Origin of the sequence: Thalassobaculum sp. OXR-137 (assembly GCF_034377285.1) — a bacterium.
Classification (GTDB): Bacteria; Pseudomonadota; Alphaproteobacteria; order Thalassobaculales; family Thalassobaculaceae; genus Thalassobaculum.
Genome location: NZ_CP139715.1, coordinates 3,831,028 through 3,857,474 on the forward strand (window position 1 = coordinate 3,831,028; position 26,447 = coordinate 3,857,474).

Genomic DNA, 26,447 nt, shown 5'->3' on the forward strand with positions numbered 1-26,447 from the left:
TTTTGGGCAATTGTTGGGGGTGAACGGGGGCGAGAAGTCGCGGAATTCGGTCAATGACGTCCTGGCAAGGTCTTTGCGAAGGCTGGAATCCGGGATCGCATCGGTCGATCCAGTTACAACGATAACCTGGGTGGGTTTCACATCATGAAGAAGGTCAGCCTTTTGGCTCTGGGCGCGGGGTTCCTGGCGAGCCTCGCGTTTACTCCTGAGCCGGTCCTGGCACAGGACAGCACGCTGGACATCGTCAAGAACCGCGGCATGCTCCGTTGTCAGCTCGGGACTCCGGCGCCGGGCTTCTACGCACTGTCCGACGACGGCAAATGGTCCGGCTTCGACGTCGAGAACTGCCGGGCGGTTTCCGCGGCGATTTTCGGCGATCCGGACAAGATCGAGTACCAGTCGGTGACGTCCGCCGTCCGGTTCACCGCGATGGCGAACGGCGAGTCCGACATGCTGTCGCGCACCACCACGTGGACCCTGTTCCGCGATACGCAGCTCGGCCTGGATTTCACCACGGTGAACTTCTATGACGGCCAGGGCTTCATGGTCACCAACGACAGCGGCGTGAACAGCGCCATGGAGCTCAAGGGTGCGACGGTCTGCGTGCTGACCGGTACCACCACCGAGCTGAACCTGACCGACTACAGCCGGACCAACAGCCTCGACATCACTCCGGTCGTGTTCGAGGACAGCAACGTGCGTGACAGCACGTTCTTCTCCGGCGGCTGCGACGCCATCACCAACGACAAGTCGAGCCTGGCTTCGACCCGCGCCAAGGCGCCGGACCAGTCGATCTTCTCGATCCTGCCGGAGACCATCTCCAAGGAGCCGCTCGGCCCCGTCGTTCGTCAGAACGACAGCCAGTGGAAGGACATCGTCCTGTGGTCGCTGTTCGCGATGATCAACGCCGAGGAGATGGGCATCAACTCTGGCAACGTCGACGAGATGAAGGCCAGCAGCACCAACCCGGAAGTCAAGCGCATGCTTGGCGTCGAGGGCGACCTGAACAAGGGTCTCGGCCTCGAGCCGGAGTGGGCCTACAACATCATCAAGACCGTGGGCAACTACGCGGAGAACTACGAAGAGTTCATGGGTCCGAAGACCGTCATGAACATCCCGCGCAAGGGCTCGGTCAACGACCTGTGGACCAAGGGCGGCCTGATGTACTCCCCGCCGTTCCGGTGATCGTCTGAACGTTTCGGTGCCCGGTCGATTCTTCGATCGGGCACCGTTTCTTTGGACGGAACGTTTTACGGTTCGGGGGAGGACTGATTGATGTCCGTTGTCGACAAGGGTGTTCCGCGAAGGGACGCACGTTCATTTTCAGAGATCGTAAACGATGAAAGATATCGTTCGATCTTCTATCAAATCATCGTTGCCGTAGCCGTCATTTGGTCGGCCCAGTTTCTGATATCGAACACCGCCGCGAACCTGCAGGCACGCGGCATGTCCACCGGGTTCGATTTCCTCAACAGCACCGCCGGTTTCTCAATTGCGTGGTCGATCATCGACTACGAAGCGGGCGACACCTATTTCCACGTTTTTCTCGTCGGCATCGCGAACACGCTGATCGTGTCCTTCTTCGCGATCCTCGCCACCACGCTGCTCGGCTTCGTGGTCGGCGTGATGCGCCTGTCGAGCAACTTCGTCATCGCGAAGCTGGCCTCCGCCTATGTGGAGGTGATGCGGAACGTCCCGCTGCTGCTCCACATCCTCTTCTGGTTCACGCTGTCGTCGGCCCTGCCGCCGCCGAAGCAGAGCCTTGGCTGGCTGGACAGCTTCTTCCTGAACAACCGAGGCTTCTATGTACCGGCGCCGGTGCCGGGCGACGGCTTCGACATCGTCATCATCATGGTGCTGCTCGGCATCGTCGCCGCCTATGGCGTGACGGTCTGGGCAACCAAGCGTCAGTTTGCGACCGGTCAGCGCTTCCCGGCCTTCTGGACCGGCGTCGGCCTGATCTTCGGACTGCCGCTGCTGGCCTTCCTGGCCCTGGGTGCGCCGCTGACCTTCGACTATCCCGCGCTCAAGGGCTTCAACTTCCAGGGCGGTGCCGACGTTCCGCGGGCCTTCTGCGCCCTGCTGTTCGCCCTGGTGCTCTACCACACGGTGTTCATGGCGGAGGCGGTGCGCGCCGGCATCCTGTCGGTCAGCCACGGCCAGACCGAGGCGTCCTATTCCCTCGGGCTGAAGCCATCCTGGACGCTGCGTCTCGTCGTCATCCCGCAGGCCATGCGCGCGGTCGTTCCGCCGATGATCAGCAACTGGATGAACGTGGTGAAGAACTCGTCGCTGGCGATTGCCATCGGCTATCCGGATCTCGTGGCGGTCTTCATGCAGACCTCGCTGAACCAGTCCGGCCACGCGATCGAGATCGTTGCCATGGTGATGCTGTTCTACATGACGGTCAGCCTGACCATCTCGGCAGCGCTGAACTACTACAACAAACTCGTTCAGATTAAGGAGCGGTGATCATGACGGATGCGACCCAATCCGACACCGCGTTCCGCCCGAAGCCGAGCCTGCCGCCGCCGCCCAACACGGTCGGTGTCATCGGCTGGCTGCGCAAGAACCTGTTCGGCGGGCCTGTCGACGCGATCTTGACCCTTCTCGGGATATACGTGGTCTATCTGATCCTGCAGTTCGCGGTGGAGTACGGGATCCTGAATGCGGTCTGGACGGCCGACACCTATCGCGAGTGCCTCGACATCAACAAGGGCGAGGGGGCCTGCTGGGCCGGCATCGGCGCCTGGTTCAACGGCATGATGTACGGCCGTTATCCGGACGAGGAGCAGTGGCGGGTCAATCTGGGCGGCATCATCCTGCTGCTCTGGCTGATCCCGTTCTGGCTGCCCAAGGTGACCGGCAAGATCCAGGTGGGCATGTCCGCCGTCCTGACCTTCCCCTTCCTCGGATCGGCGCTGTTCATCGGCGGCGACCTGGGCATCTTCCTGCACGTGATGGCCGCGATCGCCCTGACCCTGTTCGTGTCGGTCTGGCTGCACGTCACCCTCTGCTACGTCGCGGGCAAGTCGCTGCCGCAGACCCTGGTCTCGGTCACCGGCTTCGCCGACAAGGACGACCGGCTGCACAAATACGTGCTGATGGGGGCCTTCGGCATCGGCTTCGTCCTGGCCATGATCTATATCGGGACCTGGGAACTGCAGGAGGTGCCGACGACGATCTGGGGCGGGCTGTTCCTGACCCTGGTGATCTCCGGCATCGGTATCGCCTCGGCGCTGCCGAACGGCATCCTCCTGGCCCTCGGCCGGCGCTCGAAGATGCCGGTGATCCGGGTGTTCTGCACGGCGTTCATCGAGCTGTTCCGCTCGGTGCCGCTGATCACCATCCTGTTCATGGCCGTGACCATGATGCCGCTCTTCCTGCCGGTGGAGATCAACCCGCCGAAGCTGGCGATGGTCATCGTGGCGGTCTGCATCTTCGCCGCCGCCTACATGGCGGAGACGGTGCGAGGCGGTCTGCAGGCGGTGAGCAAGGGACAGTACGAGGCGGCCCAGGCCATGGGCCTGAGCTTCTGGAAGATGATGGCCCTCATCGTCATGCCCCAGGCGCTGAAGCTGATGATCCCGAACATCGTCGGCAGCTTCATGGGCCTGATGAAGGACACGACGCTGGTCTCCATCATCGGTCTCTACGACATCCTGCTGATGGGCAAGGCCGCCGGCCAGAACCCGTCCTGGCTTGGCTTCCACACGGAACCGCTGCTGTTTACCGCGGCCATCTTCTTCGTGCTTTGCTTCGCCATGTCGAAATACAGCCAGCATCTCGAACGGACGATCGGCGGCGGCTACGGCCGGCGGTGACGGACCGATAACGAGCGAGAACAGGGAATGTGCCAATGAGCATCGACACTCACCTCCCCGACGAGACGGTTCACGTCGCCTCCGCCATCTCCGACGAGGTGGTCATCGAGCTGGCCTCGGTGAACAAGTGGTACGGGGAGTTCCACGTCCTGAAGGACATCAACCTTGCGGTCAACAAGGGCGAACGCATCGTGATCTGCGGCCCGTCCGGGTCCGGCAAGTCGACGATGATCCGCTGCATCAACCGCCTGGAAGAGCACCAGGCGGGCGACATCATCGTCAACGGGACCGAGATGGGGTCCAACCTGAAGAACATCGACGCGATCCGCCGCGACGTCGGCATGGTGTTCCAGCAGTTCAACCTCTTCCCGCACCTGACCGTGCTGGAGAACTGCACCCTGGCGCCGATCTGGGTGAAGAACATGCCCAAGGCCGAGGCCGAGAAGATCGCCATGCAGTATCTGGAGCGCGTGAAGATCCCGGAGCAGGCCGCCAAGTATCCCGGCCAGCTCTCCGGCGGTCAGCAGCAGCGCGTGGCGATCGCCCGGTCGCTGTGCATGAGCCCGACCATCATGCTGTTCGACGAGCCGACATCGGCCCTGGATCCGGAGATGATTTCCGAGGTTCTGGACGTTATGGTGGGCCTTGCCGAATCCGGCATGACCATGCTGGTCGTCACCCACGAGATGGGCTTCGCCAAGCGCGTTGCCGACCGGGTGATTTTCATGGACGAGGGCGAGATCGTGGAGCAGAACACTCCGGACGAGTTCTTCAACAATCCCAAGTCGGACCGCACCAAGCTGTTCCTGAGCCAGATCCTGGCCCACTGACGGCGTCCGCGACGGGACCGGAGACGACCAAACCCGCGGGGGGCGGGGGAGGTCCGGGGGGCGTACCGGTTCGCCGGTGCGCCCCCCATCTATTTGGTCCACCATAAAAACCGAGAAAATCGATCGGGAGGAAACCATGGCGGAGGAGAAGGGCGTCGCCCTGATCGCCGGCGTGTCCGGAATCGTAGGACGCGGTATCGCCACGCGGCTGCTCGGCGAGGGGTGGCGGGTGATCGGCCTGTCGCGGACCCCGCCGAAACCGGGCATCGACGGGCTGGAGCATGTCGCGGCCGACCTGACGGACGGCGACGGCCTGACGGCGGCGCTCGCCGGCAGTGGGGCGGCGGTCACACATATCTTCTACGCCGGCCGCGCACCCGACCCGGACCCAGCGGTCGAGGCGGCGCGCAACACCGCGATGCTGGTGAACACCGTCGAAGCGGCCGAGGCGGCCGGTGCCGCCCTGGCCCATGTCCACTCGGTCCACGGCACCAAGTGGTACGGCAGCCACGTGGGCCCGTTCAAGACGCCGGCGGCGGAAGACGATCCCCGCTGTCCGGTGCCGAACTTCTATTTCGACCAGCAGGACTGGTTGGAGGCCGCGGCTCCGAGGCGGGGCTTCACCTGGTCGACCACCCGTCCGCATCTGCTGATCGGCTTCTCGCTCGGTTACCCGCACAACATCCTGAGCGTGGTCGCCGTTCATGCGGTGCTGTGCCGCGAGCAGGGCCGTCCGCTGACCTTCCCGGGCGCCCAGGGCCATTTCGACAGGGTCTCCCAGGTCACCGATATCGAGCTGCTGGTCGATGCGATGCAGTGGTGCGCGACCAGTCCCTCGGCCGCCAATCAGCCGTTCAACGTGATCAATGCCGACTATTTCCGCTGGAAGGACGTCTGGCCGGACATCGCCGCCTTCTTCGGCATGGAGGCCGGCGGCGTGAAGACCGAGAGCCTGGCGGCGTCCTTCGCCGCGGCGGAAGGGCCCTGGCGGGAAATGGTGACGCGCGAGGGGCTGAGCGAACCGGATATCGGCCGGATCGCCAGCGGTCCCTATGGCGATGCCACCTTCTCGGCCACCTGGGACGACATGTCGTCGACGGTGAAGATCCGCCGCGCCGGCTTCGACAAGGTCTATGCCAGCCGCGACAGTCTGCTCGGCGCCCTAGCGGCGTATCGGCGTCACCGTGTCATTCCCTGACACGGTGACCGCATCGGACGGAACGGGCCGGCGCTGCGGCAGGGGAAGACCGGCGAGACGCGGATCCGGCAGGGTCTCGACATACTGGTCGAACGGCACGAACCCGGCCTTCTGATAGGTGCCGATGGCCCGGGGGTGGTCCAGGTCGCAGGTGTGCACCCATAGACGCGTGGTCTGTCCCGTCCAGGCGATATCGACGATGGTGTCCAGCAGATACCGCCCCACACCGCGTCCGATGAAGTCGGGCAGAAGGCCGAAATAGGCGAGTTCCACGTCGCCACCGCCCTGGCGCCGGTCGATCTCGCCGTATCCCGCGGGCGCGCCATCCACATAGAGCACGTAGATTTCCACCTTCGGGTCGGCGATATGGCCGCGGAGCTCGTCGTCGCCCATCAGGCGGCGGGACACCCAGGTCCAGTCGCCGCCGACCGTGTTGTAGAGGTAGCGGTAGAACGAGACCGTCGGCGGCTCTGCCCGGATCAGGGCCGTGCGCACGCTCGACGGCGGATGCGGCGAGGGGCGCGTCGGCCGGTTCAGCATCTCCAGGGCGGTCACGACGGTCTGCACCGTGCCGAGGCCGATCGCCGGTGCATCGGCCATCGGTTTGCTCATGACCACCCGGGGCTCCTCGTTCCAGCCGAGCTTGGCGTAGAAGTCGCGAACCTGGACGTTGGTGTCTCGGATCAGCAGTTCGGCCTTGGGCACGCCCCGGGCCTTCATCCAGGCCTCGGCCGCATCCATGACCTGCCGCCCCATGCTGGCCCGGCGCCGGTTCGGATCGACGGCGACGTAGTACACCCAGCCCCGATGGCCGTCATAGCCGACCATGACCGAGGCCACGACCTTGCCCAGGACGTGGGCGACCAGCACGTCGGCATCGGGCGCCCGGCGGGCGGACTCGATGTCCCGCCGCGGATCGTTATGCGGGACGACGAGGCCGCACCGCTCCCACAGATCGACGACGCCGTCGATATCGCCGGTCTCGATCGGCCGGAAGGTCAGGCTCATGGGGCGTCGGCCGGACCGGTAACCACGGGAGTGTCCTGGCGTGAGCCCCAGTCGGACCAGGAGCCGTCATACACCGCCATGCCGGGATGCCCGAGGCGATAGGCCGACAGGGCGATGATGCAGGCGGTCACACCGGACCCGCAGGAGGAGATCGTCGGCTTGGACGGGTCGATCCCGGCTGCCTTGAACTTCGTCTCCAGGGTCTGCGTGTCCACCATCGTCTTGGTGGCCTTGTCGGTGAACTCGCTGCTCGGCATCGAGCGGGAGCCGGGGATGTGGCCGGAGCGCATGCCCGCACGCGGTTCCGGCTCGTCGCCGGTGAAGCGGCCGGCCGGCCGGGCGTCGACGATCTGCATGTCGCCGGCCTTCACCGCTGCCAGCACGTCGTCGCGCGACTTGACCAGCTCCGGGCGGAACGTGGCCTTGAAGTCGGTCGCCGGGCGGGCCTTTGCCGGTCCGGTCTCCATCGGCCGGCCCTCGGCCTGCCATTTCGGCATGCCGCCGTCGAGCACGGCGACTTTGTCGTGACCGAACAGCCGGAACATCCACCAGGTCCGGGCGGCGGACTGCAGGCCGTAGACGTCATAGGCGACGACCATGGTGTCGCTGTCGATACCGAGCGCACTCGCCGCCTTGGCGAAGGTCTCCGCAGCCGGAATCATGTGGGGCAGGGGATCGTCCGGGTCACAGACCTTGTCGATGTCGAAGCGCTGGGCGCCGGGGATGTGGCCTTCCGGAAACTCCGCGTCGGCGTCGCGCTTGGCCGTCGGCAGGTGATAGGTGCCGTCGAGGACGACCACCTTCGGGTCGTCGAGATGCGCGGCCAGCCAGTCGGTGGTGACGAGTGCGTCGGTCATGGTCTCTATTCCTTCAGATCAATCAGCCAGCCAGGCCGGAACGGGCAGGTTCTTCTCGCGCAGGAAGGCCGGGTTGAACAGCTTCGACTGGTAGCGCGCGCCGCCGTCGCACAGGATCGTCACGATGGTGTGGCCGGGGCCCATCTCTTCGGCCAGCTTGATCGCGCCCATCACGTTGATGCCGCTGGAGCCACCGAGACACAGGCCTTCCTCCTTCAGAAGGTCGAACACCACCGGAAGCGCCTCCTCGTCGGTCACCTGGAACGGGCGGTCGACGACGATGTCCTCCAGGTTCGCGGTGATGCGGCCCTGGCCGATGCCTTCGGTGATCGAGCCGCCCTCGGCCTTCAGTTCGCCATGGGCGTAGTAGCCGAAGATCGCGCTGCCCATCGGGTCTGCGAGGCCGATCTGGATGTCCTTGTTGCGCTCCTTGAGCGCCATGCTGATGCCGCCAAGGGTGCCGCCGCTGCCGACCGAGCAGATGAAGCCGTCGACCTTGCCGTCGGTCTGCTCCCAGATCTCCGGACCTGTGGTCTCGTAGTGGCCTTTGCGGTTGGCGACGTTGTCGAACTGGTTCGCCCAGATCGCGCCATTCGGCTCCTGCGCTGCAATCTCTTCGGCAAGGCGTCCGGAATAGCGCACGTAGTTGTTCGGGTCCTTGTACGGCACGGCCGGGACCAGGCGGAGGTCGGCGCCGCACAGGCGCAACATGTCCTTCTTCTCCTGGCTCTGGGTCTCCGGCATGACGATGACGCTACGGTAACCTAGCGCGTTGCCGACCAGCGACAGGCCGATGCCGGTATTGCCGGCGGTCCCCTCGACGATGACGCCGCCCGGACGCAGCAGGCCCTTCTCCTCGGCGTCGCGCACGATGGCCAGGGCGGCGCGGTCTTTCACCGAGCCGCCGGGATTGAGGAATTCGGCCTTGCCCAGGATTGTGCAGCCGGTGCGCTCCGACGCCGCCTTGAGCTTGATCAGGGGGGTGTTGCCGATCGCGCCGATGAAACCGTCACGCACGTCCATGAGGTCGTCTCCGTCCGTCATCCTGTGGCCGGCGCGGATCGCGCCGAACTCGTTGATGAGAGCCTAGCCGGACGGAAGGCGGGGATAAAGCGCAGGCGAGGGGGAAACCGGCCGCAGGACGGTCAATACAGTGATCGCGGATGCGAACGATGGCGGGCGGGCGTCAGTCCTCCGCCCGGTCGGCGAGCTTGGCCAGACGGGGCCCGAGCATCCGGTAATACATTTTCTCGCTCTTCAGCAGCGGCCCCATGGACTCATAGAAGCTGCGCGCCTTGTCGTTCCAGGGATCCGCGGTCCAGTCGAGCTGGGTTACGCCGCGCTCCACGCAGATCTTGGCCAGCCGGGTCATCAATCGCCGCCCGACGCCGCCGGTCCGCGCCTTGCGGGTGACGAAGAGATCCTGAATGAACACCGCGCTCTGGCAGTTCGCCAGGGCAAAGGTCTCGTTGAAGGCAAGGAAGCCGACGGCCCGGTCGGATCCGGTAGCGATCAGGATCTCGACACTCGGCGGCTCGCGGAACGCCTTGTCGGCGATGACATGCGCCATGTACGAGCGCTGGTAGTGGACGGGCAGCGAGTAGAAGGCGAGGAGTTCCTGGCTTAGGAGGGCGAGCGCGTCAGCATCGGCCGACGTTGCGAAGCGAATATCGACCGGCGCCGGCTCACGGCCGCCATAGGCTATCGCTTCCCCCTCTATCGCCATGTGGTAGAACCCCATCAGTCCCCGCCGACCAGTGAGATCGACCATGGCTGTGCGTACGGAAAGTGTCAACTTCACCGGGGCTTTGGGCGATACGCTCGCGGCCCGTATCGATCGTCCGTCGGGTCCCATCCGCGGATACGCGCTCTTCGCGCATTGTTTCACCTGCTCCAAGGACCTGGCCGCCGCCCGGCACATCGCCACCGGCCTGGCAGAGCGGGGACTCGCGGTTCTCCGATTCGATTTCACCGGATTGGGACACAGCGAGGGCGAGTTCGCCAACACCACGTTCGCGTCCAACGTGGAGGATCTGGTCGCCGCCGCCGACTACATGCGGCGCGAGCTTCGGGCCCCCACGATCCTCGTCGGCCACTCGCTCGGCGGAGCGGCCGTTCTGGCCGCCGCCGCGCGAATCGGGGAGGTGCGGGGCGTTGCGACCATCGGTGCGCCCTCCGATGCGGGCCATGTGCTGCATAACTTCAAGGGCAGCCTGGATGCGATCGAACGGGACGGAGAGGCGGAGGTCGAACTCGCCGGCCGCCGGTTCCGTATCCGCCGCTCCTTCGTGGAGGACCTGCGCGACCACCGGCTCACCGATCTGGTCTCCACCCTGCGCAAGGATCTCCTGATCTTCCATGCGCCGCTCGACGAGACCGTCGGGATCTCCAATGCGACCGACCTCTTCGTCGCCGCCAAGCATCCCAAGAGCTTCGTCTCCCTCGACAAGGCGGACCATCTGCTGACGCGCCGGGCCGACAGCGCCTATGTCGCCGCCGTCCTTTCCGGTTGGGCCGAGCGCTTCCTGCCGGCCGCGACGCCGGACACCCTGCAGGCGCGGGAGGGGGAGGTCGTGGTGGCCGATGCCGGCGACGGGCTGTTCCCGCAGTGGATCGCCGCCGGGCCGCATCACCGGATCCGCGCCGACGAGCCAACCTCCGTCGGCGGCACCGACAGCGGTCCGAGCCCCTACGACCTTTTGCTGGCCGGGTTGGGGGCGTGCACGAACATGACGTTGAAAATGTATGCCGACCGGAAGGGCTGGAGCTTCGACCGGCTTGAAACGCATCTGCGCCATTCGAAGATCCACGCGGAGGACTGCGCCGACTGCGAGTCCCAAGACCGCAAGATCGACCGGATCGAGCGCGTTCTCGTGATCGACGGAGAGTTGGACGCCGATCAACGGGGGAAGCTCCTGGAGATCGCCGACAAATGCCCGGTGCACCGCACCCTTCACTCGGAGATCTCCATCGTCACGACCCTGGATCCACAGGGGACCTCGGAATGATCACGCTGCATCTGCTGCGGCACGCCAAGTCGGACTGGGACGGAGGGGAGGCCGATCACGACCGGCCGCTTTCCGCCCGCGGAGAGCGGGCCGCAGCGGCGATGGCCGTGTATTTTCGGCAGCAAGGGATCGCACCCGATTTCGTCCTGTGCTCCAGCGCACGCCGGACCCGCGACACCCTGGCGATCCTGCGAGACGGTCTGCCCGACGATGTCGCGGTAGAGACCACCCGCGACATCTACCTCGCAACCGCCGCTCAATTGGTCGCCCGCCTGAAGTCGATCCCGGTGAGGGCTCGGATCGCCCTGGCCATTGGCCACAATCCCGGGATGGAGGATACGGTGCGGGTTCTGACCGGCGACAGCGCTGGACTCAAGTTCCCGACCTGCGCGCTGGCCACGCTGGACAGCACCTCCGGCTGGGCAACCCTGGGCGCCGGCCGGGCCGAGCTGCGCCGATTCGTAACCCCCAAGGACCTCGTCTAGGTCTTCTGGATCCGGTCGTTCGGCATGCTCAGGCCCGGGTGGTGACGGTGAGCGTCCGGCCGTCCGGGCGCGGCAGCCGCAGGGAGTAGTAGCGCCAGACCGTCCGGTTGCCATCGACCTCGACCATCCCGTGGCACAGCTCGAAGAGCGGCTCGCCCGCCTGCTGGGCCCGCCGCATCCGGCCTTCGACCCAGCGGCCGTATTTCGCGTCCGGGAGTTCCGAGAGCGGCATACCCGCCAGAGCGGCGTTCTTCGGAAAGAGCTGGATGCCCACCCCTTGCCAGTCCATCACCATCCGAGTGCCGTCGAGCCGCGTCATCGTCGCGCGCCGGGCGACCTCGTTCGGCACCTCGTCCCGACCGGCCCGGAACAATTCCAGTGCCTGACGCTGTTCCTGCGACCCGTAGCGCTCGAAATCGAGGAGGCTGAGCTCCGTCGCCTCGTAGACATTGGCCAGCGTGTCCGAGGGGATCGATCCGGACGCCCTGTCGCCGACGGCAGTCCCGATCAGCAGCCCCGGGGCATTGAGCACCTGGCGCCGGGAGACGGTGCGCGGCAACATCGACTCCTCGATGAACGGGTCGCGGAACCGGACACCAGAGCCGCCCCCATTGCCCCGCATGAACTCGATCCCGGCATTCTCCAACGCCCATTGCAGGCTGCGGCTGGTGGAGGTGAGGGGAACCCGAATACCGCCTTCGAACTCGATGACCGTGCGTTTGCTGATCCCAGCGAGATCGGCGAGCTGCTGTTGGGTGATACCGAGCAGCGCCCGCGCGGCGCGACATTGGCTTGGATTGATCATCGGCCTTTCACTCGTTGTCAGGTCGATCGCCGCACACGGGGTTTTCCCGCAGCGCCGAAGGCGAGCCGTGCATAGCCGTCTCGAATTTTCCTTTGGCCGATTATGCCTGAAGCGAAACGGCAATAACACCGCGGCGCATCCAGCCGCTCGGAAGGGCCTCACAAAAGCCAATGACCGCACCGAGTCGCGGGGCTTCGTAAGCAGTCCTTAATTCTTTCTGGCAGATCATGGGAGCCTGGGACAAGCCCGGAGAGGATGAAATGACGGTGCACATACCGATGAGGTCCGCGGACAAGCCTTCGGACAGCTTCGATATTCGTATCGTCCAGTGGTCCTTCCTGCGCCGCCTGATGAACGATCGGCAGCGCCTGCTCTACGACTATTGGCTGGCTGGATCCGCCGACGGCTCCTTCTTCGACCTCTCCGGATTCGACCCGCTCGAGGTCTGGAACTGTGTCGGGTATCTGCACATCCTGCAGTACGACCGGGCCAGGGATGACCTGTACTACCGTCTGTCCGGCGATATCTCTGCCAAGGCCATGGCCCGGACCCTGCACAAGCGCTGGGTCAAGGACCACCCCGCACCGGCCCGAGACCGGTTTCGCGCCCATTACTTCGAGGTGATGGAGTCCGGCCGGCCCTGGCTCGGGGAGGTCTACGCCATGGACAGCCCCAAGATCGCCCCGTACTGGAACCGCATGGTGCTGCCGCTGTTCGACCCGGAGGACCCGGACGGGTTCGTGTGTCTGGCACTGGCCGAACCGCAAACCAGCCTGCCTCACTCCACGAACTGAACGCGTCAGCCACGCTGACCGGAAGACGCGGTCGCCGCTACGGAACTCTGTATCTGTTCGGAGCTTGAAAAGTTGGCTCCCGGGGAGGGATTCGAACCCCCGACCAAGCGGTTAACAGCCGCTCGCTCTACCACTGAGCTACCCGGGACCAGAGACCGCGCTGTATAGCGTCCTGTCCGATGTCGTTCAAGACGAATGTCGCCTTGTTTTCCCACTCTGGAGGCCCCGACCGGAATCGAACCGATGTACAAGGATTTGCAGTCCTCTGCATAACCACTCTGCCACGGGGCCGTGTCCGAGCAGGAGGGGCGTGATACCCGAGCCGGCATGCCCGTGCAAGAGGCTTCCGGCGCTCTCGATGCCCCTCATGGCCGCGGATGACCGACGAACCGGGATTCCGGGCAGCTTTCCGGGTCCCAATTCGATCATGCGCGGCAAGTGAGCAGGTGCAGCATTTCGGATCTTGCCACGCCTAAAAGATATATCATTATATCATTTCATGAGATCCCGCTTACCCCGCTCCGGCCGTGACTCCCGCCAGAAACAGGCGGCGGGCTATGCTGCCGATCGGTCAACCGGCGGCGAGGCCGGGGCGCTCGGTCGATTCCGCTCGCCGCTCTATCACCAGATCTACCTGATCATGCGTCAGCGCATCGTCGACGGTGAGTTCGGCACCGGCGGCACCCTGCCGAGCGAGCAGGACCTGGCCGAATTCCACGGCGTGTCGCGAATCACCGCAAAACGGGCTCTCGATGAACTCGCCAATGACGGCCTGGTCGTGCGGGAGCGCGGGCGCGGCACCCGGGTCGTGGAAGGCCGCGCCGGGGTGAAGATCTCCGGCCAGGGGACCGGCGCCTTCGATGCGCTGCTCGCCATGGGCGGCGAAACCGAGGTTTCGGTGAAGGAGTTTGGCTACGGCCCGGCGGAGGACGATGTCGCCGCCGCTCTCGACCTGCCGATCGGGACCACGGTTCAGCGCTCGGTCCGGGTGCGCTCCATCGGCGGCGACCCGTTCTCCCATCTGACCACCCACGTCCCCGAAGAGATCGGCCGGCAATTCGAGAAGTCGGATCTGGCGAATACACCGCTGCTGGCGCTGTTCGAGCGCGCCGGGGTGACGCCCGCCACCGCCGATCAGACGGTCTCGGCGACGCTGGCCGACATGGTTGTCGCCGACCGACTGGGAATCGGGGTCGGGGCGCCGCTGCTGCGAATCCGCCGGGTGGTGCGCGACGGCGAGGGGCGGGCGATCGAGCTGCTGGTCGCGTTGTACCGCTCGGACCTCTACCGCCTGACCATGACCCTGAGCCGCGGCGGGGATGCCGAGGCCGGCTGGTCGCCCGAAGCGGTGAACGGGACGCCATTCTCCACCGGCGAAACATGGCATGCCGCAGGGCAGGCCGTCGGGGATGCCGGGGAGTAGGGAGAGAGTGACTGACTTGCGGGACCTCGCGGAAAGACGGGGCCCGTGGCAACGGCGAGATCATCGCCAGAACCTGAACAGGAGACGGAGGTTGCACATGAACAAGTTCGCAATGTTGGGGGCCGTCGCAGCGCTTGGCGTGGCGGTCGCCGCCCCGGCTTCGGCCGAAACCATGAAGGTCGCCGCCGATGTGGGCTACGCGCCCCATGTGATGGCGGTGCCGGCCGGTGGGGTTGAAGGCTACAACATCGATCTCACCGCCGAGGCCGCCAAGCGCCTTGGCGTCGAGTACGAGGTCGTCGACCAGGAATGGTCCGGCATCTTCGCCGGCCTAGCCGCCGGCAAGTACGTCGCCATCATCGCCCCGACCACGGTCACCCAGGAGCGCGCCGAGAAGATGCTCTTCGGCGAGCCGTATTTCGAGGTGAACTACCAGTTCCTGGTGAAGCGCGGCGCGCCGCAGGTCGAGAAGCTGGAGGACCTGAAGGGCAAAACCATCGCGGTCAACAAGGGCAACTTCTACGACAAGTACCTGTCCGAGCGTGAGGCCGAGTACGGCTGGAAGATCGAGCGCTTCGGCAAGAATGCCGATGCCATCGCCGCGGTGGCCTCCGGTCGGGCCGACGCCAACTTCGCCGGCGACACGGTGGTCGGCTGGACGGCGAAGAAGAACCCCCTGGTCGTCCCCTCCACGCTGGTCATCAAGTCGGGCAGCGTCGGCGCCTTCGCCTTCGACACCGCGAATGCCGAGCTGCGGGCCAAGTTCGAGAAGGTCATCGAGTGCATGAAGGCCGATGGCACGGTGGCGGCGATCCACGAGAAGTGGACCGGCCAGAAGCCGATCGAAGGTGGTGCGGCCTACAAGGTCGAGCCCGGCATCGGCGTTCCGGGCATGCCCGGCTACGACGAAACCCCGTCCGGCAGCGGCTGCTGAGGATCCAACCATCGCCGCCGGCCGCATCGTGGCCGGCGGCTCTCCGTTCCCTCCAGTCGTCCCCGTCCGCGCGAGGTCCCTAATGGCGCAAGCCCAGACCGTCCCTGCACGATATGTCGTCGAGGCCTACGACATTCATAAGTCGTTCGGCGACTTCCAGGCCTTGAAGGGCGTCAACCTGACGGTCGCGCCGCAGGAACTGGTCTTTATCATCGGCCCGTCCGGGTCCGGCAAGAGCACTATGCTGCGCTGCTGCAACCTGCTGGAGCAGCCGACCAGCGGCCAGGTGAAGATCACCGGCGAGGAGATCACCAACCGCAGCGTCGACATCAACAAGGTCCGCCAGCGCATCGGCATGGTGTTCCAGCAGTTCAATCTGTACCCGCACATGTCCGCCCTGGGGAACGTCTCGCTCGCCCTGCGCAAGGTGAAGAAGATGGCGCGCAGCGAGGCCGAGGACCGGGCCCATGCCGCGCTCAGGCGCGTCGGGCTGGCCGAGAAGGCGGGCAACCATCCAACCGAGCTCTCCGGCGGTCAGCAGCAGCGGGTGGCGATCGCCCGCGCCATCGCCATGGAGCCGGATGTGATCCTGTTCGATGAGCCGACCTCGGCCCTCGATCCCGAACTGGTGGGATCGGTCCTGGAGGTGATGCGCGAGCTGCGCGAGAGCGGCATGACCATGGTGGTGGTCAGCCACGAGATGCGCTTCGCCCGCGATGCCGCCGACCGGGTCATCTTCATGGATGGCGGACTTGTCGTGGAGGAGGGCACGCCGCAACGGATCTTCACCGACGCGCGCTCGGATCGGCTGAAGTCGTTCCTGCACAGCGTCTCCGGTCACTGAGGCGGAGATGGAGCGCTTCCTCGATCAGTTCTTCAATCTGGAGGTCATGGCCCGTTACCTGCCGGACGTGGCGGCGGGTTTCGTGGTCACCATCCAGCTCGCCCTGTCGGTGATCGTAACCGGCCTCGCGCTTGGCCTGGTGCTGGCAATGGTCCGGGCGTTCCAGATCAGGCCGGTCAACTGGCTGATCATCCTGTTCGTGGACCTGTTCCGTGCCCTGCCGCCGCTGGTGATCCTGATCATCTTCTATTTCGGGCTGCCGTTCGTCGGCATCACCATGTCCGCGTTCGTCATCTCCTGGGTGGTGCTGGCCTCCGTGCTGGCCGCCTTCGCCGAGGAGATCTACTGGGCCGGCATCACCTCGGTGAACAAGGGCCAGTGGGAGGCGTCGCGCTCCACCGGCCTCGGCTTCACCCAGACCCTGTTCTACGTGGTGATCCCCCAGGCGATCCGGATGACCATCCCGCCGCTGACCAACCGCACCATCGCCATCACCAAGAACACGGCACTCGCCAGCGTGGTGACGGTGGAGGAGATGCTTACGGTGGCACAGACCTCGCTCGCCTATGCCGCCAATACGTCGCCCCTGACGATGGCGGCCATCGGCTACCTGCTGATTTTCTTCCCGCTCACCATGGCGTCGCGCTGGGTCGAGACCCGCTACGCCTGGAAGCGGTGAGGGGGAGGGACGATCATGCTCGACTGGGAAGTCATCAAGTTCAGTTTCTTCAACGAGGACAGCCTGCGCGAGGTCTGGCCGCTCCTGATGAGCGGCTGGTGGATGACCGTCAAGCTCTGCCTCGCCGTGGTGCCGCTGGGCTTCTGCTTCGGCGTGTTCCTGGCCACCGTGCACAGCTTCCATATCCGCGCCCTGAATTGGGGGCTGGTGGTGTTCGTCGATTTCTTCCGCTCGATCCCGCCGCTGGTACTGCTGATCTACGTGACCTACGGCCTGCCGTTCTTCGGCTGGGACGTGCCGCCTTTCGCGGCGGTATTGGTCGCCTTCACCTTCAATTCCGGCAGCTACTACGGCGAGATCGTGCGTGCCGGCATCGAGAGCATACCGGCCGGCCAGATGGAGGCGGCGCGCTCCACCGGCCTGACCCGGGTGCAGGCCATGATCTACGTGATCCTGCCCCAGGCCTTGCGCAACGTGGCGCCCGACCTGACCTCCAATACGATCGAGCTGATCAAGGCGACGTCGATCGCCAGCGTCGTCGCCTTGCCGGAGCTGCTGCGCATGGGCCGGGTGGCCCAGGGACTTGTCTACAACGCCACGCCGCTGATGGCGGTGGCGGCGATCTATCTGCTGATGCTGTGGCCGATGGTCCGTCTGCTCTCCCGACTGGAGCGGCGGATGATGTCGGCGCGTTAAGAAACCAACCGAAGGGAGACTGACATGACCGGCTATCTGGATACGGTCTGCGACTTCATCGCCAACACCACGCTCGCGGATATCTCGCCGGCGGCGGTCGATCGGGGCCATCGTGTTTTCGCAGACACGATGGCCGCGATCGGCGCCGGTGCCCGCGAGCCGGAGGTGCAGGCGCTCAAGGCGAAACTCGTGCCCACTCCGGGCGGCGAGTCGAGCATCGTCGGCACCGGACAGCGCACCGAGGCGGCCAAGGCCGCGTTCCTCAACGGCACCGCCGGGACATTCCTGGAGTTGGACGAGGGCAACCAGTACAGCCGCGGCCATCCGGGTATCCACGCCATCCCGGCCGCCCTGGCGTTTGGCGAGGCGAACGGCAAGTCCGGTGCCGAAGTGCTGACCGCCGCGATCCTCGGCTACGAGATCGGCGCGCGCATCGGCATTTCCGCCAAGATCCTGCCGACCATGCACCCGCACGGCACCTGGGGCACCGTGGGTGCGGCCGTCGCCGTCGCCAAGCTGGCCGGCGCGAATGCCGCCCAGGTGCGCGAGACCATCAACGTCGCTTCCAGCCTGGGGCTCGCCACCAGCCGGCAGACCATGCTGCAAGGCGGCACGGTACGGAACTCCTTCGCCGGTTTCTCGGGGCAGATGGGCATCCTCGCCTGGCAGATGGTGGAGAGCGGTTTCACCGGGGAAGCCGACGGCCTGTCCACCATTTGGGGCACGGTGATCTCCACCGAGTGGAAGCCAGAGGAGATGACCCGCGAGCTCGGCTCGCGCTGGGAGATCGCCCGTAACTATTTCAAGCGCCACGCCTGCTGCCGCTACAACCACGGCACCCTCGACGCCCTGGCGATGATCGTCGACAAGCGCGGCGGCCTGAACCCGGACGAGGTGCAAAAGGTGCGGGTGGAGACGTATTCCCTCGCCGCCCAGCTCAGCGACACCTCGCCGAAGAACACGCTGGCCGGCAAGTTCTCCGTGCCCTTCGCCGTCGCCTCGACCTTGATCAACAAGTCGAGCGGCGTGGAGAGCTTCACCTGGGACAAGGTGCTCGACGAGAAGATCCAGGCCTTCGCCGACAAGGTCGAGGTCGCCGAGGATCCGGCCCTGACCGCCCTGATGCCGGACTTCCGCCCGGCCCGGGTGATCGTCACCCTGACCGACGGCACCGTGCTGGAAGCGGAGACCAAGACCAACCGGGGCGATACCGAGGATCCCTACGACGATGCCGAGCTCGACCGGAAGTATACCGAGCTGACCAGCCTGGTCTGGCCGGACGCCGTCGCGCGCGGGATCTACGAGGACTGCTTCCGACTGGAAGAGCTGGACGACATCAACGCGCTGACCCGACGGCTGAATGCGGTCGACCTCGCCGAGGCGGGGGAGTAACGACCCATGACCGAAACGACGGAACGGATGCGCGCCCTGCTGAAGGGCGACGGCATCGTGCTGGCACCCGGATGCTGGGACGCGCTGACCGGCCTGCTGGTCGAGCAGGCCGGATTCGACGCCGCCTATGTCAGCGGGGCAAGCATCGCCTACTCACGGCTCGGCCGCCCGGATATCGGGCTGATGGGCCTGCGCGAGATCGCCGACACCCTGACCGCGATCCGCGAGCGGATCTCCATCCCGATGATCGTCGACGGCGATAATGGCCACGGCAACGCCCTCAGCGTGCAGCGCACGGTGCGCGAATACGAGCGGGCCGGGGCCGACGTCATCCAGCTCGAGGACCAGTCGCTGCCGAAACGCTGCGGCCACCTCAAGGGCAAGGGGCTGGTCAGTGCCGACGAGATGGTCGGCAAGCTCCACGCCGCACTGGATGCCCGGCGGGACGCGCTGATCATGGCCCGCACCGACGCCATCGCCGTGGAAGGATTCGAGGCTGCCCTGGACAGAGCCGAGCGCTATGTCGAGGCCGGCGTCGACCTGCTCTTCGTCGAGGCGCCGGAGAACGACGACCAGATCGCCGAGATCTCCCGCCGCTTCGCCGGCCGTGTGCCGCTGCTCGCCAACATGGTGGAGGGCGGAGCGACACCGATCCGCTCCACCCAGCAGATGGCGGAACACGGCTTCAAGGTTGTGATCTTCCCGGGCGGCACCGCTCGGGCGATGGTCCCGACCCTGCAGGGCTATTTCGCCTCGCTCAAAGAGCACGGCACCACCGCGCCCTGGCGCGACCGGATGCTCGACCTCACGGGCCTCAACGACGTGCTGGGCACGCCGGAGATGCTCGCAGAGGGCGCCAAATACGACGCCGCCACGGTGGCACAGAATGCAACTCGCAAAGGAACTGGAACAGATGGGGACGATTGATCCCGTCACGCTGGCGGTCTTGAACGGCCGTCTGGAGCAGATCGCGGACGAAATGGACGCCACGCTGTTCCGCAGCGCCTTCAACCCGATCATCGCCGAGGCCCACGACGCCTCGCACGGGCTGTATCACGCCGAAACCGGCGAGACCCTGGTGCAGGGCAAGTCCGGCCTGCCGATCTTCGTCGGCGCCATGGCCTTCGCGGTGAAGACCGTGATCGACAAGGCGGCGCGGGACGGCGGCCTGGAAGAGGGTGACGTCTACATCTTCAACGACCCGTATGACGGCGGCACGCACCTGTCCGACTTCCGGCTGGTGCAGCCGATCTTCCGGGACGGCAAGGTGTTCTGCTACTTGGCCTCGGTCGGTCATTACCACGATGTCGGCGGCAACGTGCCGGGCAACTACAACCCGGCGGCCACGGAGAGCTTCCAGGAAGGCTTCCTGATGCCGCCGGTGAAGCTCTTCGAGGCCGGTCGCTTCCGCCAGGACGTGGTCGACATCCTGCAGGCCAACTCGCGCCTGCCGAACAGCCTCTACGGCGACCTGAACGGCCAGATCAACGCCCTCAAGCTGGGCGAGGGACGGCTGAAGGACCTGCTGGACGAGTATGGCGACGCCACCGTCGCCACCGCCTTCGAGGAGCTGAAGAGCCGGGCCGCCGCCCTGATGCGGGCGCAGATCGCGTCCCTGCCGGACGGCACCTACCGGGCCAAGGACTTCCTCGACAATGACGGCATCGTCGACGAGGCATTGCCGCTGGAGTTGGCGATCACCGTCTCCGGCGACCGGTTGACCCTGGATTTCACCGGCTCGGCGCCGCCCTGTCTCGGCCCGGTGAACATCGCCCGGTCGACCACGGTCGCGGCCTGTTACGTGGCGATGAAGCACATCTTTCAGGAAGTGCCGGCCAATGCCGGCGTGCTGGAACCGATCGACTTCGTCATCCCGGAGCATTCCATTCTGGCGGCCAAGGCGCCGCGCCCTGTCGGCGGCTATACCGAGACCATTCTGCGGCTGATCGATCTCAGCTTTCAGGCCCTGGCCCAGGCCGCACCCGAGCGGGTCAACGGCTGCGCCTACGGCACCATCAACGCCCTGTCCCTGGCCGGCTACCGGCGCGAAGACGGGCGTCGCTGGGTCATGTTCAGCTTCTTCGGCGGCGGCCATGGCGGCCATCCGGAGGGTGACGGCCTGAACCACGGCAACGCGCCGATCTCCACCGCCACCATCCCGCCGCTGGAGATCCTGGAGGCGGCCTATCCGGTGATGTTCCGGCAGTGGGCCCTGCGCGAGGATTCCGGCGGGCCGGGCCGCAATCGCGGCGGTCTCGGCGCGGTCTACGAGATCGAGTTGCTGGAGGAGAAGGCGGAGGCCTTCCTGTTCGGCGAGCGCGGCCGCTACGCCCCGTCCGGCGTCGTCGGCGGCGAGGCGGCGGCGCTGAACCGCTTCACCTATCCGGCAGGCCCGGAAGGTGGGGAGGCGCATCCACCGATGGCCTCCAAGATGGTCGGCATCAAGCTGATCAAGGGCCAGTCCGTTCTGCTGGAGACGCCGGGCGGCGGCGGTTACGGCGCGCCGGGCGAACGGAAACCCGCCCGCGTGGCCGAGGATGTCCGCCTCGGCTATGTCAGCGTGGCCTCCGCCCGCGACCGGTACCGGGTCGTCGTCTCCGAAGACGGCACCCTCGATGAAAAAGCGACCAGCGAGCTCCGAGCAGCATGAGCACGAACACCCCCCATCTCATTGCCGGCGTCGATGTCGGCGGCACCTTCACCGATGTCTTCGTCCTGGACGAGGCGGCGGGCATCGCGCGCGTCGCCAAGGTTCCCTCCACTCCGGCGAACCAGGCGGTCGGTTTCCTGTCGGGCCTGGAGGCCGGGGCAGGGGATCTGACCGCCCTGTCCACCGTCGTCCACGGCACCACCGTCGGCACCAACGCCCTGCTGGAGCGCAAGGGAGCGGTCACCGGCGTGATCACCACCGCCGGATTCCGCGACGTCCTGGAAATGCGACGGCGCGACCGGCCGCAGACCTGGGGCCTGTGGGGCCAGTTCGTCCCGGTCGTGCCGCGCGACCGGCGGCTTGAGGTCGGCGAGCGCACCCTGGCCGACGGCACCGTGCGCCAGGCGGTCGATCCCGAGGAGGTGAAGGCGGCGGCCCAGCGGCTGCAGGATCTCGGCTGCGAGGCCGTGGCCATCGTCTTCATCAACGCCTATGCCAATGACGCGAACGAGCGCGCCGCCCTGGAGGCGCTGCGCTCGGTCTGGCCGAACGACTACATTACCGCCAGCCATCAGATCGTGCCCGAGATCCGCGAGTTCGAGCGCAGCTCGACGGCGGCGCTCAACGCCTATCTTCAGCCGCCGGTCGGCCGCTACCTCGCCCGCCTGGAACAGGCCCTGGGCGAAGCCAGCTCCCCGGCCCAGGTGCTGATCGTGCAGTCGAACGGCGGCGTGATGAGCCTGGACACAGCCCGCAAGGTGCCGGTCCGCACGGCCCTGTCCGGCCCGGCGGCCGGCGTGACGGCGGCGGCGCATATCGGCTCGGTCGCGGGCTATCCCAACCTCATCACCTGCGACATGGGCGGCACGTCCTTCGACGTCTCCCTGGTGGTCGAGGGCGAGAGTGCCCTGGCCGCCCAGACCTCCATCGATTTCGGTCTGGTCGTGCGCTCTCCGATGATCGAGATCATCACCATCGGCGCCGGCGGCGGCTCCATCGCCCGGGTCGATGCCGGCGGCCTGCTGCAGGTCGGTCCGGAAAGTGCCGGCTCCGACCCGGGTCCGGTCTGCTACGGGCTCGGCAATACCCGGCCGACCGTGACCGATGCCAATCTGGTGCTCGGCCGAATCAACGCCGACCGTCCCATCGGCGGCAAGCTGGACAAGCTGGACGTGGCGGCGGCCAGACAGGCGATCACCGACCATGTGGCGATCCCGCTGGGTCTGGAAACGCCAGAAGCGGCGGCCGAAGCGATCATCCGTGTCGCCAATGCCAAGATGGCCGGCGCCATCCGCGTCGTCTCCATCGAGCGAGGCCACGATCCCAAGGAGTTCGTCGCGGTGCCGTTCGGCGGTGGCGGCTCGCTCCATGCCGGCGCCCTGATCAGGGAAGTCGGATTGAAGAAGGCCCTGGTCCCGCGCTATCCGGGCGTGACAAGCGCGCTCGGCTGCACGATCGCCGATCTGCGCCAGGACTTCGTGGAGACCTGGAACGTCCTGCTGGACGAGCTGGACGCAGAGGCCCTGCGGGCGGCCATCGACCGGCTGGAAGGCGAGGGGACCAAGACCGTCAAGGGCGCGGGCGTGACCCTGGAAGGCATGGAGACGGTGGTCGAACTCGACATGCTCTATGTCGGGCAGACCCATACCGTGGCGGTGCCGATCGACGCCGCCAAGGGCAAGCCCGTCGACAAGCAGGCGGTGGGTGCGGCCTTCGAGGCGGCCTATTCGGCCACCTACGGCCGGCTGCTCAAGGGCATCCCCATGCGGATCCTGAACTTGCGGGTGGCGGTGGTGGGCAAGCGTCCGCGCTTCGACCTGTCGCTTCTCGCTCCGGAAGCCGGCACGACGGTCGAAGGCGCGGTCCGCGGCACCCGTAACGTCTATGTGGACGGCGCCTGGCACGAGGCCACCATCGTCGACCGTCTGGCGCTGCCGGCCGGCGCCGAGATCAAGGGCCCGGCCGTGCTGGAGCAGAGCGACACCACCATCCTCATCGAGCCGGGACTGGTCGGTGAGGTGGACACCTACGGCAACGTGCTGATCGGAGAGGCCTAATGAGCGGCGACCTCGCGTTCCCGGATCCGTCGGCCACCGCCCTGGTGCTGGTCGACCTGCAGAACGACTTCATCCACCCGGATGGCGCCTATGCAAGGGGCGGAGCGAAGGCGGACGAGATCGCGGCCCTGCCGGCCCGTCTGGCACCCCTGGCCGAGGCGGTGCGGGCGAAGGGAGGGTGGATCGTCTCCACCCACTTCACCCTGGTGCCGGGCAAGGGCGGCGAGCCGATGATCTCGCCGCACCTGAAGGCCATCCGGCCGTTCCTGCGCAAGGGCGACTTCCTGTCCGGCGGCTGGGGCCACGACGTGGTCGACGCACTACAGCCCATCGATCTCAAGGTAGAGAAGGTCGCGTTTTCAGCCTTCTATATGAGTCGGCTCGAGTGGGTTCTGAGGAAGGCCGGCATTACCACGCTGATCTTCGGCGGCATCGTGACCAATGGCGGCGTCGCCTCCACGGTGCGCGACGCCCATGTCCGGGACCTCGAGACGGTGGTGCTGGAGGACGGCTGTGCGGCCTTCTCCGAGCAGGTCCATCGTACCGCCATCGACGCCCTGCGGCCGGTCAGCACCGTGGCGACCATCGCCGAAGTGGCCGCCGCCTGGGAGGCGGCCTGATGGCTATCGTCAGACGCGACACGGGGCCTGAGGCGCATGTGCCGGTGCTGATCATCGGCGCCGGCGCCTGCGGACTGATCGCGGCCCTTGCCGCCCATGACGCGGGCGCCGAGGTCATGGTGCTGGAGCGCGATCCGGTGCCGGCCGGGTCGACCTCGCTCTCGGCCGGCTACATCCCGGCCTGCAACACCCGCTGGCAGACGGAGGCGGACGCCGAAGACGGCGTCGACCGCATGCTCGGCGACATCCAGAAGAAGAACCACGGGGAGGGCGATCCGGTCCTCGGCCGGACGGTATGCGAGGCGTCGGGCCCGGCCCTGGAGTGGCTGGCCGACGCCCATGGCCAGTCCTTCATTCTGGAGACAGCCTTCCGCTATCCCGGCCACACCGCCTACCGGATGCACTCCCACCCGCAGAAGACCGGGGTGGCTCTGGTCGGCTCCCTGGCCGCGGCGGCGGAGCGGGCCGGGATCGACATCGTCTGCGAGGCGCCGGTGCGCGACCTGATCGCCGACCGGGCCGGCAAGGTCCTGGGCGTGGTGATCGAGCGGCCGGACGGCTCCACCGACGAGATCGGCTGCGATGCCCTGGTCCTGGCCTGCAACGGCTATGGCGGCAACCCGCAGATGCTGCGCACCTACATACCGGAAATGGCCGACGCCCTGTATTTCGGCCATACCGGCAACCAGGGCGACGCGGTCCGCTGGGGCACCGACCTCGGCGCCGCCACCGCTCAGATGGGCAGCTACCAGGGCCACGGGTCCGACGCGCACCCCCACGGCGCCCTGATTTCCTGGGCGCTGATGATGGAAGGCGGCGTGCAGGTGAACGCCGAGGGCGCGCGCTTCTCGAACGAGCATGAAGGCTATTCCGAGCAGGCCCTCAAGGTCCTGGCCCAACCGGGCGGCATCGCCTGGAACGTCTACGACCGCCGCCTGCACGAGCTGGGCATGCGGCACGAGGACTATCGCGGCGCCAACGAGATGGGCGCGATCCGCGAACTCCCCGATCTGGCCGCGCTGGCGGGATTGATCGGATGTCCGTTGGACCGGCTGGCGGCGACGCTCGCCCATGTAGCGGAAGCCGCGGCGGGACGGGTTGACGATCCGTTCGGCCGGGACTTCACCGGCGCCCCGACGCTGGACGCCCCGCCGTACTTCGCCGTGCGGGTGACCGGGGCCCTGTTCCATACCCAGGGCGGGCTGTCGATCGACACCTCGGCGCGGGTTCTGACCGAAGCGCGAGAGGCCTTGCCGAACCTGTTCGCGGGTGGCGGAGCCGCTGTGGGTCTGTCCGGCTCCGGCGTGGAGGGCTACCTTTCCGGCAACGGGCTGCTAACGGCTGTGACCCTGGGCCGGATCGCCGGCACCGGAGCGGCCCGTCTGGCACAGGAGGCAGCGGCATGAACGACCAGTATCCCCGGGATCTCATCGGCTACGGCGCCGAGCCGCCCCATGCCGCCTGGCCGGGCGGGGCGCGGGTTGCCCTGAACTTCGTGCTCAACGTGGAGGAGGGGTCGGAGACCAACATCCTGCATGGCGATGCGAAGAACGAGAGCGGCCTGTCGGAAGTGGTCGGCGGCCGCCATCCGCCGGGTCAGCGCGATCTGGGCCTGGAGTCGCTCTACGACTACGGGCCGCGTGCCGGCTTCTGGCGGATCCACCGGCTGTTCAGCGAGCGCAACCTACCGCTGACGGTCTATGCCTGCGCCATGGCGCTGGAGCGCAATCCGGTGGCGACCGAGGCGATGGCCAAGGCGGGCTGGGATTTCGCCGGCCATGGCTGGCGCTGGATCAACCACTACGAACTCACCGAGGACGAGGAGCGCGAGCATATCGCCCGCGCCATCGAGATCACCCAGCGCCTTACCGGACAGCGTCTGAAGGGGTGGTACTGTCGCTACGCGCCCAGCCCGAACACCAGACGCCTGCTGGTAGAGCAGGGCGGTTTTCTTTACGACAGCGACAGTTACAGCGATGACCTGCCGTACTGGGTGAAGGTCGGAGACACCGACCATCTGGTCATCCCCTACGCGCTGGACACCAACGACGTGAAGTTCGGCGCCCCGGCCTCCTATGCCTCGGGCGAGGACTTCTTCCGCTATATCACCGACGCTTTCGACCAGCTCTGGGACGAAGGGGCGGAGCGGCCGCGCATGTTGTCGATCGGCCTGCACCAGCGCCTGGTCGGCCGGCCGGGCCGGGCCAGGGCCCTGGCGAAGTTCCTGGATCACGTCCAGGCCAAGGGGGCGACCTGGATCACCCGGCGCATCGAGATCGCCGAGCATTGGCGCCGCGTGCATCCGCCGGTCGGATAAGCAATAAAAAAGCCGCGGTCCCTGAT

At 66.5% G+C, this 26,447-nt stretch carries 25 protein-coding genes and 2 tRNA genes; 20 read left to right on the forward strand and 7 right to left on the reverse strand.

Annotation, left to right across the window (positions count from 1 at the left end; genetic code table 11):
• Nucleotides 1–144: 144 nt before the first annotated feature.
• From T8K17_RS17730 to T8K17_RS17750, 5 genes are all read left to right on the forward strand, one after another.
• The gene (locus T8K17_RS17730; protein WP_322331065.1) at nucleotides 145–1,185 is read left to right on the forward strand and encodes an amino acid ABC transporter substrate-binding protein; all 1,041 of its coding nucleotides are present in this window, start codon (nucleotides 145–147) and stop codon (nucleotides 1,183–1,185) included.
• Between the two features lie 261 nt (nucleotides 1,186–1,446).
• Nucleotides 1,447–2,472: an ABC transporter permease subunit gene (locus T8K17_RS17735; RefSeq protein ID WP_322331066.1), complete on the forward strand. Its 1,026-nt coding sequence runs from the start codon at nucleotides 1,447–1,449 to the stop codon at nucleotides 2,470–2,472.
• Nucleotides 2,473–2,474: 2 nt separating this feature from the next.
• Nucleotides 2,475–3,824, forward strand: coding sequence for an amino acid ABC transporter permease (locus tag T8K17_RS17740; RefSeq protein WP_322331067.1), 1,350 nt, complete (start codon nucleotides 2,475–2,477; stop codon nucleotides 3,822–3,824).
• Between the two features lie 35 nt (nucleotides 3,825–3,859).
• Nucleotides 3,860–4,654, forward strand: a complete 795-nt coding sequence (locus tag T8K17_RS17745) for an amino acid ABC transporter ATP-binding protein (RefSeq protein ID WP_322331068.1) — start codon at nucleotides 3,860–3,862, stop codon at nucleotides 4,652–4,654.
• Nucleotides 4,655–4,790: 136 nt separating this feature from the next.
• On the forward strand, nucleotides 4,791–5,852 hold the full coding sequence (locus tag T8K17_RS17750; RefSeq protein WP_322331069.1) for an SDR family oxidoreductase: 1,062 nt from the start codon (nucleotides 4,791–4,793) through the stop codon (nucleotides 5,850–5,852).
• Here T8K17_RS17750 and T8K17_RS17755 read toward each other — a convergent pair.
• From T8K17_RS17755 to T8K17_RS17770, 4 genes are all read right to left on the reverse strand, one after another.
• Entirely contained in the window at nucleotides 5,817–6,860 is a 1,044-nt protein-coding gene (locus T8K17_RS17755) for a GNAT family acetyltransferase (RefSeq protein WP_322331070.1), read from the reverse strand. The two genes, T8K17_RS17750 and T8K17_RS17755, sit on opposite strands and share 36 nt — an antisense overlap.
• Nucleotides 6,857–7,717, reverse strand: coding sequence for a 3-mercaptopyruvate sulfurtransferase (gene sseA / locus T8K17_RS17760; protein WP_322331071.1), 861 nt, complete (start codon nucleotides 7,715–7,717; stop codon nucleotides 6,857–6,859). Before sseA ends, T8K17_RS17755 begins: the two co-directional genes overlap by 4 nt.
• Before the next feature lie 18 nt (nucleotides 7,718–7,735).
• The gene (locus tag T8K17_RS17765) at nucleotides 7,736–8,740 is read right to left on the reverse strand and encodes a cysteine synthase A (RefSeq protein ID WP_322331072.1); all 1,005 of its coding nucleotides are present in this window, start codon (nucleotides 8,738–8,740) and stop codon (nucleotides 7,736–7,738) included.
• A 163-nt stretch (nucleotides 8,741–8,903) separates the two neighbouring features.
• Nucleotides 8,904–9,488, reverse strand: a complete 585-nt coding sequence (locus tag T8K17_RS17770; RefSeq protein ID WP_322331073.1) for a GNAT family N-acetyltransferase — start codon at nucleotides 9,486–9,488, stop codon at nucleotides 8,904–8,906.
• On the opposite strand from T8K17_RS17770, the gene T8K17_RS17775 reads away from it, so the two are divergent.
• Together T8K17_RS17775 and T8K17_RS17780 are read left to right on the forward strand one after the other, a co-directional pair.
• The gene (locus T8K17_RS17775; RefSeq protein WP_322331074.1) at nucleotides 9,487–10,725 is read left to right on the forward strand and encodes a bifunctional alpha/beta hydrolase/OsmC family protein; all 1,239 of its coding nucleotides are present in this window, start codon (nucleotides 9,487–9,489) and stop codon (nucleotides 10,723–10,725) included. The genes T8K17_RS17770 and T8K17_RS17775 overlap by 2 nt on opposite strands.
• Nucleotides 10,722–11,210, forward strand: a complete 489-nt coding sequence (locus T8K17_RS17780) for a SixA phosphatase family protein (protein ID WP_322331075.1) — start codon at nucleotides 10,722–10,724, stop codon at nucleotides 11,208–11,210. The genes T8K17_RS17775 and T8K17_RS17780 overlap by 4 nt, the downstream gene beginning before the upstream one ends.
• Before the next feature lie 28 nt (nucleotides 11,211–11,238).
• Here the strand turns inward: T8K17_RS17780 and T8K17_RS17785 are convergent, their stop codons facing one another.
• Entirely contained in the window at nucleotides 11,239–12,015 is a 777-nt protein-coding gene (locus T8K17_RS17785; RefSeq protein WP_322331076.1) for a helix-turn-helix transcriptional regulator, read from the reverse strand.
• A gap of 260 nt (nucleotides 12,016–12,275) precedes the next feature.
• Between T8K17_RS17785 and T8K17_RS17790 the strand changes: the two genes are divergently transcribed.
• The gene (locus T8K17_RS17790) at nucleotides 12,276–12,809 is read left to right on the forward strand and encodes a hypothetical protein (protein WP_322331077.1); all 534 of its coding nucleotides are present in this window, start codon (nucleotides 12,276–12,278) and stop codon (nucleotides 12,807–12,809) included.
• Nucleotides 12,810–12,882: 73 nt separating this feature from the next.
• Here the strand turns inward: T8K17_RS17790 and T8K17_RS17795 are convergent.
• Together T8K17_RS17795 and T8K17_RS17800 are read right to left on the reverse strand one after the other, a co-directional pair.
• Nucleotides 12,883–12,957, reverse strand: a tRNA-Asn gene (locus tag T8K17_RS17795).
• A 69-nt stretch (nucleotides 12,958–13,026) separates the two neighbouring features.
• Nucleotides 13,027–13,100: transfer RNA gene (locus T8K17_RS17800), tRNA-Cys, on the reverse strand.
• 208 nt (nucleotides 13,101–13,308) lie between these two features.
• On the opposite strand from T8K17_RS17800, the gene T8K17_RS17805 reads away from it, so the two are divergent.
• The 12 genes from T8K17_RS17805 (at nucleotide 13,309) to puuE (ending at nucleotide 26,421) form a co-directional block, all read left to right on the forward strand.
• The gene (locus T8K17_RS17805) at nucleotides 13,309–14,232 is read left to right on the forward strand and encodes a GntR family transcriptional regulator (RefSeq protein WP_322331078.1); all 924 of its coding nucleotides are present in this window, start codon (nucleotides 13,309–13,311) and stop codon (nucleotides 14,230–14,232) included.
• A 97-nt stretch (nucleotides 14,233–14,329) separates the two neighbouring features.
• Complete coding sequence (locus tag T8K17_RS17810; protein ID WP_322331079.1) at nucleotides 14,330–15,166, forward strand: transporter substrate-binding domain-containing protein; 837 nt, start codon at nucleotides 14,330–14,332, stop codon at nucleotides 15,164–15,166.
• An 82-nt stretch (nucleotides 15,167–15,248) separates the two neighbouring features.
• A complete protein-coding gene (locus T8K17_RS17815) occupies nucleotides 15,249–16,010 on the forward strand; it encodes an amino acid ABC transporter ATP-binding protein (protein ID WP_322331080.1) in 762 nt (253 codons plus the stop codon).
• A 7-nt stretch (nucleotides 16,011–16,017) separates the two neighbouring features.
• Nucleotides 16,018–16,689: an amino acid ABC transporter permease gene (locus tag T8K17_RS17820; RefSeq protein ID WP_322331081.1), complete on the forward strand. Its 672-nt coding sequence runs from the start codon at nucleotides 16,018–16,020 to the stop codon at nucleotides 16,687–16,689.
• A 15-nt stretch (nucleotides 16,690–16,704) separates the two neighbouring features.
• Nucleotides 16,705–17,385 carry an amino acid ABC transporter permease gene (locus T8K17_RS17825; protein ID WP_028794784.1) on the forward strand — a complete coding sequence of 227 codons (681 nt, stop codon included), beginning with the start codon at nucleotides 16,705–16,707 and terminating at the stop codon, nucleotides 17,383–17,385.
• Nucleotides 17,386–17,409: 24 nt separating this feature from the next.
• Nucleotides 17,410–18,777: an MmgE/PrpD family protein gene (locus tag T8K17_RS17830; RefSeq protein ID WP_322331082.1), complete on the forward strand. Its 1,368-nt coding sequence runs from the start codon at nucleotides 17,410–17,412 to the stop codon at nucleotides 18,775–18,777.
• A gap of 6 nt (nucleotides 18,778–18,783) precedes the next feature.
• Entirely contained in the window at nucleotides 18,784–19,704 is a 921-nt protein-coding gene (locus T8K17_RS17835; protein ID WP_322331083.1) for an isocitrate lyase/PEP mutase family protein, read from the forward strand.
• Entirely contained in the window at nucleotides 19,664–21,427 is a 1,764-nt protein-coding gene (locus T8K17_RS17840; RefSeq protein ID WP_322331084.1) for a hydantoinase B/oxoprolinase family protein, read from the forward strand. The genes T8K17_RS17835 and T8K17_RS17840 overlap by 41 nt, the downstream gene beginning before the upstream one ends.
• Complete coding sequence (locus T8K17_RS17845) at nucleotides 21,424–23,484, forward strand: hydantoinase/oxoprolinase family protein (RefSeq protein ID WP_322331085.1); 2,061 nt, start codon at nucleotides 21,424–21,426, stop codon at nucleotides 23,482–23,484. Before T8K17_RS17840 ends, T8K17_RS17845 begins: the two co-directional genes overlap by 4 nt.
• The gene (locus T8K17_RS17850; RefSeq protein WP_322331086.1) at nucleotides 23,484–24,104 is read left to right on the forward strand and encodes a cysteine hydrolase; all 621 of its coding nucleotides are present in this window, start codon (nucleotides 23,484–23,486) and stop codon (nucleotides 24,102–24,104) included. The genes T8K17_RS17845 and T8K17_RS17850 overlap by 1 nt, the downstream gene beginning before the upstream one ends.
• Nucleotides 24,104–25,510: an FAD-dependent oxidoreductase gene (locus T8K17_RS17855; protein ID WP_322331087.1), complete on the forward strand. Its 1,407-nt coding sequence runs from the start codon at nucleotides 24,104–24,106 to the stop codon at nucleotides 25,508–25,510. The genes T8K17_RS17850 and T8K17_RS17855 overlap by 1 nt, the downstream gene beginning before the upstream one ends.
• A complete protein-coding gene (gene puuE / locus T8K17_RS17860; RefSeq protein ID WP_322331088.1) occupies nucleotides 25,507–26,421 on the forward strand; it encodes an allantoinase PuuE in 915 nt (304 codons plus the stop codon). Before T8K17_RS17855 ends, puuE begins: the two co-directional genes overlap by 4 nt.
• Nucleotides 26,422–26,447: the final 26 nt, after the last annotated feature.